We start from the raw sequence: 13,081 nt of genomic DNA on the forward strand, positions 1-13,081 counted from the left end.
CAGTAGGCAGTAGGCAGTAGGCAGTAGGCAGTAGGCAGTAGGCAGTAGGCAGTAGGCAGTAGGCAGTAGGCAGTAGGCAGTAGGTGTTCCGCAATGCGGCCTGCGCCTACTGCCTATCCCTTGGCGCAATCAAATGCCTTCGCCGGCGAGTTCTTCCGAAAGGGCGGCCACTTGGTCCTGGGCGCTGCGCATCATCGGATAGATGGCCAGAACTTTCTGCCAGGCCTCGAGTGCGGACTGCTTGTGGCCGGTCAGCGCCATGATCTGCGCCAGGCCGGCCAGCGCGCCGAAATGGCGCGGCTCGAGCCGCAGCGTATGGTCGACGTCGGCCATCGACTTGCCGTAGTTCTTCATCATGAAATGCACCGTGGCACGCCGGTTCCAGCCCTCGGCATAGGTCGGCCGTAGGGTGACCACCTGGTCGAGGAAATCGAGCGCAACGTCGAATTTCTGACCCTCGATGGCCTTTTGCGACCATTGCATCATCAGGTCGATCGAGGCGCTGCCAGACTGGGACCATTCCGCCAGAATGCTGCCGGCAATGCGCTCGGCGGCGCGTTCGTTGCGCTCTCGCCTGAGGTCACTGAACAGTTGGTCGAGACGGGCCTGCCTGGTCGTCGCCAGCGGTGGCGTCTCCGGGGCAACGGCTGGTGGAACGACCGCGTCATCCGCCCGTGCCGGCAGCGAAAAGGTGCCGGTCAGAAGCAGGGCGGTGAAGAATCCAAATATAATCCGCATCACCGGAGTCTAGTGGCGGGCGGTGGAACGTCAAACTGAATTTGGCGTGAAAGGCCGGCGACCGGCAACAAGCATCAATTGGCGGAGGCTTCAAGCCTCCAGCCGAAAACTCAGCCCTGGCGTGCCTTGTAGCGCGGGGCGGTCTTGTTGATGATGTAGACGCGGCCCTTGCGGCGAACCAGCTGGTTGTCGCGGTGACGCGCCTTGAGCGCCTTGAGCGAATTCTTGATCTTCATGGTCTTGCCTGTCGGTGTGGACCCGGTCGGGTCGAAATTTTAAGGCGCGCCAGAAGACGCGCCCTTGAAACGTGGGTGGCTCATAGACGAGGTGCCTCGCCCGTGTCAACCGCAAGCACGCTCCGCCTCCCGATATCATCAAATATCCGCCATGTCGGCCGTGCGGCATTGCGCGGCGATGGTCGGGCTGGGATGATGCCTTGTGTTCAAATGACTCGGGTGACAACGATGCGCCGAACGCTTCTGTCCGCGTGCCTTGTCCTTCTGGCGGGAGCGCCGATGGCTCGCGCACAGGAATGCGACCGCTCCGATGACAGCCAGCAAATGCTGAACATCTGTGCCGGCGAAGACCGTCAGGCGGCCGACGCCAAGCTCAATGCGGCCTATCAGCAACTGATCGGCTCCGAAGATGCCGAGGGCAAGAGATTGCTGCAGACCGCGCAGCGTGCTTGGATCGCGTTTCGCGACGCCGAATGCGCGCGCACCACTGCGAGCTCCGAGGGCGGATCTATCCACCCGATGGAGGTGTCGCTATGCCTGACCAAGCTGTCAAATGAGCGCATCGAACAGTTGGCGGCTTCGGCCACTTGCGAAGAAGGCGACGTCAGCTGCGCCGGCCCCAGCGAGGACGAGAGCGACGGAGCACAATAGGTTCGCGGGTCAGGCGCGGCGGTTGATCCGTGTGAAATGGCCCATCTTGCGGCCCGGGCGCGCCTGCGACTTGCCATAGAGATGCAGCATCAGATCAGGCTCGGCGAGCAGGGCCGGGACGCGCAGCACATCGTCGCCGATCAAATTCTCCATGACGCAGTCCGAATGACGCTTCGGGTCGCCGAGCGGCAGGCCCGCAACGGCACGGATATGCTGCTCGAACTGTGAGATGGCGCAGGCGGCTTCGGTCCAGTGCCCCGAATTATGCACACGGGGTGCGATCTCGTTGGCCAACAGCGAGCCGTCGGCCAGCACGAAGAACTCGACGCCGATGACGCCGACATAATCCAGGGCCGACACTATTTTTGCCGCTGCCGCACGCGCTGCGTCAGCCGTTTCCGGTCTGATGGCGGCAGGCAAGGTCGAGGTGTGGAGAATGCCGTTGCGGTGAATGTTCTCGGCCGGGTCGTAGGCGGCGACAGTGCCATCCTGCCCACGCGCCGCGATCACCGATATTTCGCGCTCGAACGGCACGAGGCTTTCCAGGATCAGAGGCACGTTACCCATCGCCTCGCAAGTGCCGGCGAAGCCGCCCGTTTTCATGTTGCGGAAAACGCGCTGCCCCTTGCCGTCATAGCCCATGCGGCGCGTCTTTAAGATGCCGCTGCCACCGAACGTCTTCAGCGTGATGGTCAGTTCGTCGTCATTGTCGACCGAGCGGAACTCGGCGGTGGCAATGCCGATCGTATTGAGGAAGGTCTTCTCGTTTACGCGGTCCTGCGCCACGTCGAGCGCGCGCGCCGGCGGATAAACCGGAACCCTGGCGGCAAGCGCATCGGCAGCCGCGACTGGCACGTTTTCGAATTCGTAGGTCACCACGGCGCTCACTGCCGCCAGCTCGGCAAGGGCTGCTGGGTCGTCGTATGCGGCCGTGATCTGCCGGTTGGCCACTTGCGCGGCCGGACAGTCCGCCTGCGGCTCAAGCACCACGGTGCGGTAGCCCAGGCGCGCGCCGGCCATTGCCAGCATGCGACCGAGCTGGCCGCCGCCGATGATGCCGATGGTCGATCCGGCGGGCAGGCTCACGGCGTGTCCGTCGGCTCTCTGGCGACCTTGGCGGTCTGCGCGGCGCGCCAGGCATCCAGGCGCTGTGCAAGCTTGTCGTCGTTCAGCGCCAGTACTGCGGCGGCCAGAAGGGCCGCATTGGCCGCGCCAGCCTTGCCGATGGCAAGAGTTCCCACGGGGATGCCGGCCGGCATCTGGACGATGGACAGAAGCGAATCCTGTCCCGAAAGCGCCTTCGATTCCACCGGGACGCCGAATACAGGCAATGGCGTCAATGCCGCTGTCATGCCGGGCAGATGCGCGGCACCGCCGGCACCGGCGATGATCACCTTGTAGCCGGCCGCCTTAGCGCCCTTAGCGAAATCATAGAGCCGCTCGGGCGTGCGATGCGCGGAGACGATCAGCCGCTTGTGCGGCACGCCCAGTGCCTCCAGCGTCTCGGCGGCCTGGCGCATGGTCGCCCAGTCGGACTGGCTGCCCATGATGATGGCGACGTCCGCGCGTTGATCGTCCAAGCTGCTGCCCTCCGGCGACAAAGGCGCGCCTTAGCGGAATTCGGGCGAGGCCGCAAGGATTCGCGGCTCGGCGGCTCCGGCGGCGATGCAATGCGGCCTACGCCGCGGCCTTGCGGAAGCGGGCGACGAAGTCATCGAGTTCGGGCCGCTCCATGTCGGAGATCGCCCAATAGGAGAAGGCGCCGTCGCTCCACTGCACCATTGAGAAGCCACCCGACGACAGGTCCGCGGGCTGAGTGATCTTGCCGCCCTGCTGCGGTTCGGCGACCAGCGTGATCAAATGCTCGCGGTGGCGGTAGACCAGCGCCGGCACCGGCCGGTCCGATATCACCTCGACCCGGCCGCCGATCAGCGCGTAGCCATCCTGGGCCAGGTCAGGCGCCGGAGGCGACACGCCGATGCGGGCATCGAGCCATGGTTTCACTGTATGGCGGTCGGAAGAGACGATGTCGATCGGGCTCGCGGCAAGCAGGCTGCGGCGATGGCCGTTGGCGGCAGCCACAGCGAAGCCTTCCTGGGCGCCGGTGAACATCACCCACTGCGTCGCGCCGCTGGCCAGTACCGCACTGATCATGATCGACGCTGCCATGGCGCGCCAGTCGAACGAGCCGAAGTGACGCGCGCCCGGGCGTGTGCGCGTCTGGGAGGGTCTTGATCCGGCGTCCCGCCTCTGGCCACCACCGGCGACGGAGATCAACCCCGGCAGCGCTGACGGCGTATCCCGTTGCGGCTCCGCAGCGTGCGCCTGAACGGCTGGCGCTGCAATCGCCGCGATGCGGGCGCGAAAGGCATCGCTGACATCCGGGCGCCGCAGGCGGCTTACCGCGCCTTGCAACGCGATGATGCGCGCATGCTCCGCGGCAAGTTTGGGATCGGCTGCGATGCGGCGTTCGACCGCGAGTGCGGCCGCCGCATCGAGCTCGCCATCGACAAGGGCATGGATCATCAGCTTGATACCTTCGGGATCGTTGGGCAGTCCGTCGTCGTGCGTCATGACGCTCTCCCCAGTTCCGACGCGAGCAGGCCGCGGGCGCGGGCAAGCCTCGACATCACCGTGCCGACCGGCACGCCAAGCATGGCCGATATGTCGCGATAGCTCAGACCGTTGATATCGCGCAGCACCAACGTTTCGCGAAACGATTGCGGTAGCGCTGCGATAGCGGCTTCCAGGGCTGCCGTATCGGCCCTGGCAATCAGGCTCGCCTCCGGACCGTCCTCGTCGGGCAGGCTGGTGCCGTGAGCGGCGGCCATGTCGTCGAGATCGGCAAGGTCGCCAACGGCCAGCATGCCGCGCGGCCGGTTGCGCGACATCCAGGTGTAGGAGGTGTTACGCACGATTGTGAGCAGCCATGCCCGGGCATTGCCGCCTGCATAGCCTGATATGCCCGCATGCGCCTTGATGCAGGCATCCTGCACGACATCCTCGGCGTCCGCGCTGTTGCCGGTCAGCCAGCGCGCGAGCGCCAGCGCATCGCCGAGATGCGGCAGCACCACCTCGTTGAAGCGCTCCGCCAAGGCCCTCTCGCTCAAAACAGCACCATGATCCGCTCCCGGCCGCGTCGCCTCAAGATGCGACGGCGATCGTGCTCTGCTCGCAGGGGCAAAGGCCCCGGAAACAGGCAGAGCCGTGAGCCTTGCCGAAACTGAATTCATCTGCGTCACCGGTGTCAAGCGCTACAGAGGACGGCCTGACAACGATCACGCTCGGCAGCGCATGGCGACGGCCGGCGCCGCAGACATGGTCGCTGTGCTCGCAATGACGGTGCATGCCGATCTCCTCAACGCCAGCAGTGGCGTATGCTGAGAAGACCTATCGCGGCGCCGGTTTATTCCCGCCGCGTGCGGGCGCGGCCGTTCACAGTCGCGTGATCAGCCGATATTCCGAAATACTGGTCGGCTTGAGGCTCAATCCGGCCAGCGCGACACCCCCGACGAGTCCTTGCGCGGCGCCTTCATCGCGTCGGCAGGGCGGTCCTTCGCGGTCAGTATGGCGCGTAGCTGGTCGGCGACGATGTCTGCTTCTCCGGGATGGAGATTGCAGGGATCGAGGAAGAAATGGCCGCGCTCGACCTCGTGATTGCGCACGATGATCGGCGGCGAACCCTTGGCCAGCGCGGAAGCGAGGCCAGCCGCGCTGAAGCCGCTCTCGGCCGTGACGAAAATCTGGAGCCGGTCGAGTGGATTGGCGGTCGGATCGGGAATGATCTGGGCAAAGATGCCGGGCAGTCCCTGCAAGGCGTCCTTCCAGAGGTTCAGCGCGGCTTCCTCGCGCCGGCGGATGCCGTCATGGTCGCGCTTCTCCCAGGCTTCGAGCGCCGCCATGGTGCCGGCGATGCTTTCCTTGCCGACTTTCATGGCGCGCGCCACGCCGCGGTTCTGCAGATAGGCTGAACGCACCAACTCCTTGCGGCCGGTGACGATGCCGCTGGTCGGGCCGCTCAGGAATTTGTGGCCGCTATAGATGACGATGTCGGCGCCGCGCGCGAGAAAACCGCGAAGATCATATTCGGATGCGGCGTCGACGATCACCGGGACGCCCTTGGCGTGGCAGATCTCGCAGAACTCTTCCAGCGACAGCATGCCGTACTGCACGGTGTGGTGGGCAACGACATAAAGGCCGGCCGCTGTGCGGTCGTTGATGGCGTCGCGGACATGATAGTCCTGGGTGACGCTGACCGTGCCGGCGGGCACCACCCTGGCGCCGGCGACACGGATCGACTGGTCGACCGGAGCGCCGTAATTGACGATATGGCCCAGCTGGATGACGACCTCCGATTTCAGATCGCCGGTATCGTCAGGCAGCCGTTCGATGGCGAGCAAATTGTTTCCCGTCATGGCGCCGGCAATGGCCATGGTGATGCCGCTGGCGCAGCAGGCGGTGATGAAACCGGCCTCGCCACCTGTCAGCCGGGCGACGATGGTGCTCGCAGCCCGCTGCAAATCGTCCATCTCGACCCATTGCGACGCCATTTCCGACATGGCGCGGATCGCTTCGGGCACGATGATAGAGGCGCCGAGCGCGGTCATGGTGCCGGAGACGTTGATGATGGGCCGCAGGCCCAGCCGTTCGCGGATTGTGCTGTTCGAGCCGGCGGCGGAGGTGGTGTTCATGTCCGTGGGTCCATTTCTAGAAGCTCAGGCGGCGATCTCGACGATCGCCTCGATTTCAACGGTGATGTTTCCGGGCAGCGAGCCGACGCCGATCGCCGAGCGGGCATGACCGCCGAGCTTGTCGAAAACGCTGGCGAAAAGGTCCGAACAGCCATTCACCACTTTAGGATGATCGCCAAAGGTCGGGATGGCGTTGACGAAGCCGAGCAATTTGACGACGCGCACGATGCGGCCGAGGTCGCCGGCGGCGGCGTGCATGACGGCAAGCAGATTGAGGCCGGTCAGGCGCGCATGCCCGTAAGCCTGTTCGACGCTGACGTCTTCGCCGACCTTGCCGGTGCAAAGCGTTCCGTCGGCCCGCAATGGCCCCTGCCCGGAGAGAAAGATCAGCCGTCCGCTCTCGGCATGAGAGACGTAGTTGGCGATCGGGCTGGGCGGCTTGGGCAATGTCAGGCCCAGTTCGGCCAGCCGCATATAAGGCGTCATGCAATAGGCTCCTTGCGGCAACTGTGGCTGCCTGGTTCTAGAAATGCGAGGCGCGAAAGCGCGCCAGGAATGAGCGAAGGCGCTCGTTGTCGGTCTCGGCCGCGAGAATGTCCCTGGGCGGTCCAATCGCGCTGACACCGCCATCGGCCATGAAGACGATGCGGCTCGACGCATCGCGGGCAAAGGCCATTTCGTGGGTGACCATCACCATGGTCATGCCGTCCTGCGCCAGGCCCCGCACGACTTCGAGCACCTCGCCAACCAGTTCCGGATCCAGCGCGGAGGTGATTTCGTCGAGCAGCAGGATCTTGGGCTCCATCGCCACGGCGCGGGCGATGCCGACGCGCTGCTGCTGGCCGCCGGAGAGTTCGGCCGGGAGGCTGTCGGCCTTGTGGCCGAGACCGACGCGGCCGAGCCAGTGCTCGGCGATCGAGCGCGCCTCGGCGGTGCTCTTGCCCCGCACCTTGGTGAGGCCAAGCATGATGTTGCCGGCCGCCGTCAGGTGCGGAAAGAGATTGAAGCTCTGGAACACCATGCCGGTCTCTGCGCGCATCGCAGCGAGGTCGCGTTCGCCGCGGCGCTGGCGGCTTCCGCCCTCGCGAAAGCCGACCTCCTTGCCGTCGATGCGGATCGAGCCGCTGTCGTAGCTTTCCAGGAAGTTGACGCAGCGCAGCAGCGTGGTCTTGCCGCTGCCCGACGGGCCGATGACAGTCACCACCTCGCCGCGCGACACTTTGAGGCTGACCGAGCGCAGGACCTGGACGGTGCCAAAGGCCTTGGAAACGTCGCGGACGTCAAGAAGGGCCGGGATCTCTTGCGTGTTCGTTGCCATTGCTATTCCCGGATAAAGGTGAAACGCCGCTCGAGCCGCCGGCTGGCGAGCGAAAGCGTGTAGTTCACGGCGAAGTAGATGAGCGCGCCCAGTATATAGAGTGGCATCGCCTCATAGGTGCGGCCGATGACCTGATTGATCGCCTGCATCAGATCGGTGATGCCGAGCAGCGACACCAGGGCGCTGCCCTTGACGGCGTCGGTGACGCCATTGATCCAGGGCGGCAGGAAGCGGCGGAAGGCCTGGGGAAATATGACAGAGGTCAATTGCTGGCGGAACGTCAGCCCTATGGCCATCGCCGCCTCGGTTTGTCCCCGCGGAATCGAGCCGACGGCGCCGCGGAGATACTCGACGACCTGCGCCGTCTTGAACAAGGTCAGCGCCGTCACCGCGGCCCAAAAAGACGGCAGATGCAGGCCGATGGCAGGAAGTCCGTAATAGACGAAGAAGATGAGCACCAGGATCGGGATGCCGCGGATCGTGTCGCTAAAGATGCGTACCGCCCAGCGCAACGGCACCGGGCCGTAGACCAGGCCGACGCCCAGGATAACGCCGGCCATGAGCGAGAACAGCACGACCAGGAACGACACCCAGAGGGTGAGGGCGAAGCCCTCGGCCAGGAACGGTAAGGCATAGATGATCTGGCCGAGCATCAACGCGCCGCCCTGAACCGGCGCTCGAGCAGCCGCAAGCTGAACAGCATGATGTAGCCGGTGAAGAGATACATGGCCGTGGTGACCAGATAGACCTCGACGATGCGGAATGTGTTGAAATTGATCCACTGGGCGCCATAGGTCAGCTCAGGCACCGAGATGACCGAGGCGATCGAGGTGTCCTTGAAGAGCGATATGAACGTATTGGACAGCGCCGGCAGCGTGATCCTCAGCATCGTGGGCAGGCGGACATGCAGCAACCTTTGCCAGGGCGTCAGGCCAATCGCCCTGCCGGCGTCCATCTGGCCACGCGGAACGGCTTCGAGCCCGGAGCGGAACACTTCGACCAGATAGGCGCCGCTATAGAGCGATAGCGTCGCGATGAACGAGGTCTGCGCGCTGTAGGCCAGATCGGCAACGGTCGGCAGGCCATAAAAGACGAGGTAGACGAGCAGGATAAGCGGCACGTTGCGGATGAATTCTACATAGGCGGCGATGATGCCGCGCACCATCCGCCCGGCGGAGACATACCAGACCGCCAGCACCAGGCCGATGACGATGCCGATGGCAATCGAGATGACGGCCAGTTCAAGGCTGAGCAGCAGGCCACCCCACAGCTTGTCGAAATGCCGCCAGATCAGGTTGAAGTTAAGGGCATAGCCCATGCGTCCGCCTCAGTGCGAAGGGCGTCGAGTGGATCGCGGGAGGGCTGGAATGCCGCCCTTCCGCAACCGTTGGTTCAGATGACCGGTAAGCCGGGCAACCCGGTTAGATGACCGGGAAGCCGGGCAACCCGGTTAGATAACCGGGAAGCCGGGATGGCGAGCCGGCGGTTCCTGGCCGAAATAGTCCTTGAACGCGGCATCGTACAGCGCCGTTTCATGGCCGAACATGGCGATGGTGAAGGTCTGGTTGACGAAGGTCAGCCAGTCGAGGTCGCCCTGCCGCAGCGCTGCACCGTACAGCATCGAGAACCAGCTCTTGCCGGCGTCGAAATATTTGTCGGGGTTGCGCGAGGCGAGCCAGCGCACGGTGGAGAGATCGACCGCGGCCGCGTCGACGCGCTTGGATTCCAGCGCCTGCAGCACGTTGGCCTGGGTGTCGATCTGCATGACCTGCGATTCCGGCAGGGCCATGTGCACCGACGCTTCGGCATCGACATTCTGGAGGATGGAGACACGCGTCGCCGAACCGCCGGCGAGCAGCTTGTCGAAGGTCTTGTTCTCGGCCGTCGGCAGCGTCAGCAGGGCCACACCCTCGACATAGTAAGGCCTGGAGAAATTGATGAGCTGCGAGCGCTGGGCGCTCATTGTCATGAATTGGATGGTGATGTCGACCTTGTTGGTGGTGACGTTTGGAATGCGCTGAGCCGGATCCTGCATGACGAACTCGACCTTGGTCGGGTCGTCGAACAGCCCCTTGGCGAGGATGCGCCCCATGGTGATGTCCATGCCGACCAGTTCGCCTGCGTCGTTCTCGAAATGCCACGGCGCGTTGGTGCTGCCGGTGCCGACGATCAGCTTGCCGCGGTCGAGCACGGTGCGCAGCAGGCTGTCGGAAGCCGCCTGGGCCGCAGCCTTTTGAGTGTCGACTGCCGCCAGCACGCCGGCCGTGGCCAGCCCGGCCATTCCCATTTTCAGAAAATCACGTCTTCCGGATGTGTCGTTCACGGCGACCTCCTTTGGTGTTGTGTTCCCCTTTGCACAGACAGACACACGACTATTAAACGCAAACCGATTGTCTCTTACAAGAGACCCATGTATCCTGTACAAGACAGATACTAACACGAGGAATCGACAATGCAAGACGGCAGTGCTTTGACAGTCTCAGCGGCAGAGAAGACGCCCGGCACCCGTGAAAAGGGTCTCACCCGGGTGCTCGAGATCCTGGACTTCCTGCACATGACGCAGCGGGCGACTGGCATTGGCGACCTTGCCAAGGGCGTCAACGCACCCCGTTCGACGACCTACACGCTGGTGCGCTCACTGGTCGATGCGGGGCTGCTGGAAATGGCCGGCGACGGCAACCGCGTCTATTTCGGCAAGAAGCTCTATCTCTATGGAATGGATTATGTGCGCGGCAACGACCTGCTGCGGCGAGGCCGCCAGGAGGTCGATCATCTGTCGCGCGAGACCGGCGAAACCTCCGAATTGTGCATGCTGCAGAGCGGCCGTTACACGATCGTCCATTCAAGCCCGGGAACCAGGCCATTTCGTATCAGTTCTGCCACCGGCCTGCAGATTCCGCTGCCCTGGACAGCGTCGGGGCGGCTGCTGCTGGCCGGCCTGGGAAGGCTGGAGATCGAGGCCATGGTTTCGGAAGACGATCTCGTGCTGCCCGACGGTCGCAAGCTGCACCTCGATGATTTCATCACCGATATCGCGAAGTCGGAGATCACCGGCTATTGCGTCACTTCGGGACTTGTCGACGCCTATACGAAATGCCTTGCCGCGCCTGTCTTCTCAGCCCCGGGCAGGGTCGAGGCGACGATGTGCCTGGTGGTGCCGATCGATACGTCCGAGGAGCGCACGGGCAGCCTTCTCGGCCTGCTTCTTGATCGTGCCGCGCGGCTTTCAACCGCCGCTTAGCCACCCAGGCGGCGGCTCAGGCAATGATGTCGGGAATGAGCTTGTCTTCCAGCGCCATCAGCCGGTCCTTCAGGAACAGCTTTTTCTTCTTCATGCGCTGGATCTGCAAAGGGTCGCACTTCATGGCGATCATCGCATTGATGGCCGCGTCGAAATCAGTGTGTTCCTGCTTCAGCCGGGAAAATTCGAGGCGGATGTCGGCCTTTTCCTGATCGGACATTCTCTACCGTGTGCACGTCTGCAGCGCCCGAAAATGGGCCTTATTGGGCGGGGCCGGCATCGTTTCATGACGGCGCGCAGCCCATACCACATTTCATGCTGTCGTGGAATGCTACCAGGGATCATTCGACATCGCCGGCGGATGGTGGCACACTGTCATCGTGCCGTCACAGAAGCGAGCCTGCGGTGGACGCGCCTTTGGCGGTTGCAATCGAGGAAACCATGAAAGGGAGAACCAATCATGTCTCTTGCTTCCCATCTTGATGAGTTGCAGCGGAAACACGGCGACATCGAGCGTGAAATCGATGACGCGATGAACCATCCATCGGTGGACGACCTCCAGATCGTGAATCTCAAGCGACGCAAGCTGGCACTCAAGGACGAGATTGAGAAACTCAGAGCGGCGAAACCGACGACTCATTGATCCCCTCCTGACATAACCGCTGCATAGCGGTCTCTTCGCCGGCGGCGGCAGCCGCCGGTGTGATGTCTTTCGGTCTCCAGTGCGCGACAAGGCAAGCTGTCTTCACTCAGCTGGATGCGTTTCGGCCATCTTGAGATGACGGCTCGTTTCCGGTCGCGAGGCGGGGCCGATTCCGGCCAGTGTCGACCTGTCGCCATTGACAAGCCATCTTTGCTCCTCCACCTCATGCCGGACTTCAGCGCATCGGCCCGGAGCGTCTTTGTGCGTCCAAGTGGACGCCTGGCGCTCCAGAGACAAAAGGCTGCCGGCATGACCGGATATTTCTCCTCTCCTTTCCCCCGCCGCACGTCGGTCGGCGTCGATGTCGGCGGCGTGGTCGTCGGCGGCGGTGCGCCAGTTGTCGTGCAGTCGATGACCAACACCGACACCGCCGATATAGACCAGACCGTCGCGCAGGTCGCGGCACTGCACCGCGCCGGCTCCGAGATCGTGCGCATCACCGTTGACCGCGACGAGAGTGCCGCCGCCGTGCCACGCATCCACGAGCGCTTGCTGCGGCTCGGCATCAATGTGCCGCTGGTCGGCGATTTCCATTATATCGGCCACAAATTGCTGGCCGACCATCCGGCCTGCGCCGAGGCGCTGGCCAAATACCGCATCAATCCGGGCAATGTAGGCTTCAAGGACAAGCGGGACCGGCAGTTCACCGACATCGTCGAGATGGCGATCAGATACGACAAGCCGGTCCGCATCGGCGTGAACTGGGGCTCGCTCGACCAGGAACTCCTGACCCGGCTGATGGATGACAACCAGAACAGGGGTTTTCCGCTGACGGCGCAGGAAGTCACGCGCGAGGCGATCGTTCAGTCGGCAATTCTCTCTGCCGAGATGGCCGAAGAGATCGGCCTTGCCCGCGAGAAGATCATCCTGTCGGCCAAGGTCAGCGGGGTGCAGGATTTGATCGCCGTCTATACCGAACTCGCCACGCGCTCCAACCACGCGCTGCATCTAGGTCTCACCGAGGCGGGCATGGGGTCGAAGGGCATCGTGGCGTCGTCGGCGGCGATGGGCATCCTCCTGCAGCAAGGCATCGGCGACACGATCCGCATCTCGCTGACGCCGGAGCCGAATGGCGACCGCACGCGCGAGGTGCAAGTGTCGCAGGAATTGCTGCAGACCATGGGCTTCCGGCAGTTCGTACCGATCGTCGCCGCCTGTCCGGGCTGCGGCCGCACCACCTCCACCGTTTTTCAGGAACTCGCGCAGAACATCCAGGCGGATCTGCGCAAGAACATGCCGGTGTGGCGCGAAAAATACCCCGGCGTCGAGAACCTCAAGGTCGCGGTGATGGGCTGCATCGTCAACGGCCCGGGCGAATCCAAGCATGCCGATATCGGCATTTCATTGCCTGGAACCGGGGAGACGCCGACCGCGCCCGTGTTTGTCGACGGCAAGAAGGCCGCGACGCTGCGCGGGCCCTCGATCGCGGCCGATTTCGAAAAAATGGTCGCCAGTTATATCGAGCAAAGGTTTGGTCGCGGCAAGGCCGCGGCGGAGTAGGCG

General features: G+C 63.7%; 18 protein-coding genes. 5 read left to right on the forward strand and 13 right to left on the reverse strand.

The genetic code is table 11. The features are described 5' to 3' along the window. Positions 1-129: 129 nt before the first annotated feature. Together LB513_RS24755 and ykgO are read right to left on the reverse strand one after the other, a co-directional pair. A complete protein-coding gene (locus LB513_RS24755; protein WP_224666118.1) occupies positions 130-738 on the reverse strand; it encodes a tetratricopeptide repeat protein in 609 nt (202 codons plus the stop codon). Positions 739-848: 110 nt separating this feature from the next. Next, the gene (gene ykgO, locus LB513_RS24760; protein ID WP_006327841.1) at positions 849-974 is read right to left on the reverse strand and encodes a type B 50S ribosomal protein L36; all 126 of its coding nucleotides are present in this window, start codon (positions 972-974) and stop codon (positions 849-851) included. Between the two features lie 228 nt (positions 975-1,202). On the opposite strand from ykgO, the gene LB513_RS24765 reads away from it, so the two are divergent. Further along, positions 1,203-1,625: a lysozyme inhibitor LprI family protein gene (locus tag LB513_RS24765; protein ID WP_411962748.1), complete on the forward strand. Its 423-nt coding sequence runs from the start codon at positions 1,203-1,205 to the stop codon at positions 1,623-1,625. A gap of 9 nt (positions 1,626-1,634) precedes the next feature. Here the strand turns inward: LB513_RS24765 and LB513_RS24770 are convergent, their stop codons facing one another. The 4 genes from LB513_RS24770 to LB513_RS24785 form a co-directional block, all read right to left on the reverse strand. Further along, positions 1,635-2,711, reverse strand: a complete 1,077-nt coding sequence (locus LB513_RS24770; protein WP_224666120.1) for a 5-(carboxyamino)imidazole ribonucleotide synthase — start codon at positions 2,709-2,711, stop codon at positions 1,635-1,637. Then, positions 2,708-3,205, reverse strand: a complete 498-nt coding sequence (purE, locus tag LB513_RS24775) for a 5-(carboxyamino)imidazole ribonucleotide mutase (RefSeq protein WP_224666121.1) — start codon at positions 3,203-3,205, stop codon at positions 2,708-2,710. Before purE ends, LB513_RS24770 begins: the two co-directional genes overlap by 4 nt. Before the next feature lie 97 nt (positions 3,206-3,302). Next, the gene (locus LB513_RS24780; RefSeq protein WP_224666122.1) at positions 3,303-4,199 is read right to left on the reverse strand and encodes an anti-sigma factor family protein; all 897 of its coding nucleotides are present in this window, start codon (positions 4,197-4,199) and stop codon (positions 3,303-3,305) included. After that, complete coding sequence (locus tag LB513_RS24785; RefSeq protein WP_224666123.1) at positions 4,196-4,735, reverse strand: sigma-70 family RNA polymerase sigma factor; 540 nt, start codon at positions 4,733-4,735, stop codon at positions 4,196-4,198. Before LB513_RS24785 ends, LB513_RS24780 begins: the two co-directional genes overlap by 4 nt. Positions 4,736-4,832: 97 nt before the next feature. On the opposite strand from LB513_RS24785, the gene LB513_RS24790 reads away from it, so the two are divergent. After that, positions 4,833-5,009, forward strand: a complete 177-nt coding sequence (locus LB513_RS24790) for a hypothetical protein (protein WP_224666124.1) — start codon at positions 4,833-4,835, stop codon at positions 5,007-5,009. Positions 5,010-5,110: 101 nt separating this feature from the next. Here LB513_RS24790 and LB513_RS24795 read toward each other — a convergent pair whose 3' ends face one another. The 6 genes from LB513_RS24795 to LB513_RS24820 form a co-directional block, all read right to left on the reverse strand. Next, positions 5,111-6,316: an aminotransferase class V-fold PLP-dependent enzyme gene (locus LB513_RS24795; protein ID WP_224666125.1), complete on the reverse strand. Its 1,206-nt coding sequence runs from the start codon at positions 6,314-6,316 to the stop codon at positions 5,111-5,113. A gap of 24 nt (positions 6,317-6,340) precedes the next feature. Beyond that, a complete protein-coding gene (locus tag LB513_RS24800) occupies positions 6,341-6,802 on the reverse strand; it encodes a RidA family protein (protein ID WP_224666126.1) in 462 nt (153 codons plus the stop codon). A 37-nt stretch (positions 6,803-6,839) separates the two neighbouring features. Continuing rightward, a complete protein-coding gene (locus LB513_RS24805; RefSeq protein ID WP_224666127.1) occupies positions 6,840-7,634 on the reverse strand; it encodes an amino acid ABC transporter ATP-binding protein in 795 nt (264 codons plus the stop codon). Between the two features lie 2 nt (positions 7,635-7,636). After that, positions 7,637-8,287, reverse strand: coding sequence for an amino acid ABC transporter permease (locus LB513_RS24810; RefSeq protein WP_224666128.1), 651 nt, complete (start codon positions 8,285-8,287; stop codon positions 7,637-7,639). Further along, entirely contained in the window at positions 8,287-8,952 is a 666-nt protein-coding gene (locus LB513_RS24815) for an amino acid ABC transporter permease (protein ID WP_224666129.1), read from the reverse strand. Before LB513_RS24815 ends, LB513_RS24810 begins: the two co-directional genes overlap by 1 nt. A gap of 132 nt (positions 8,953-9,084) precedes the next feature. Further along, a complete protein-coding gene (locus tag LB513_RS24820; protein WP_224666173.1) occupies positions 9,085-9,915 on the reverse strand; it encodes a transporter substrate-binding domain-containing protein in 831 nt (276 codons plus the stop codon). A gap of 171 nt (positions 9,916-10,086) precedes the next feature. On the opposite strand from LB513_RS24820, the gene LB513_RS24825 reads away from it, so the two are divergent. Then, the gene (locus LB513_RS24825; protein WP_224666130.1) at positions 10,087-10,875 is read left to right on the forward strand and encodes an IclR family transcriptional regulator; all 789 of its coding nucleotides are present in this window, start codon (positions 10,087-10,089) and stop codon (positions 10,873-10,875) included. 16 nt (positions 10,876-10,891) lie between these two features. On the opposite strand, the gene LB513_RS24830 is transcribed toward LB513_RS24825, so the two are convergent. Further along, positions 10,892-11,095 (reverse strand): YdcH family protein, encoded by a 204-nt coding sequence (locus LB513_RS24830; RefSeq protein ID WP_224666131.1) that lies wholly within the window; start codon positions 11,093-11,095, stop codon positions 10,892-10,894. A 240-nt stretch (positions 11,096-11,335) separates the two neighbouring features. On the opposite strand from LB513_RS24830, the gene LB513_RS24835 reads away from it, so the two are divergent. Both LB513_RS24835 and ispG read left to right on the forward strand, forming a co-directional pair. Beyond that, positions 11,336-11,518 carry a YdcH family protein gene (locus LB513_RS24835; RefSeq protein ID WP_224666132.1) on the forward strand — a complete coding sequence of 61 codons (183 nt, stop codon included), beginning with the start codon at positions 11,336-11,338 and terminating at the stop codon, positions 11,516-11,518. Positions 11,519-11,827: 309 nt separating this feature from the next. Further along, the gene (ispG, locus tag LB513_RS24840; protein ID WP_224666133.1) at positions 11,828-13,078 is read left to right on the forward strand and encodes a flavodoxin-dependent (E)-4-hydroxy-3-methylbut-2-enyl-diphosphate synthase; all 1,251 of its coding nucleotides are present in this window, start codon (positions 11,828-11,830) and stop codon (positions 13,076-13,078) included. Positions 13,079-13,081 lie beyond the last annotated feature (3 nt).

Origin of the sequence: Mesorhizobium sp. ES1-1 (genome assembly GCF_020164785.1) — a bacterium.
Taxonomy (GTDB): Bacteria; Pseudomonadota; Alphaproteobacteria; order Rhizobiales; family Rhizobiaceae; genus Mesorhizobium.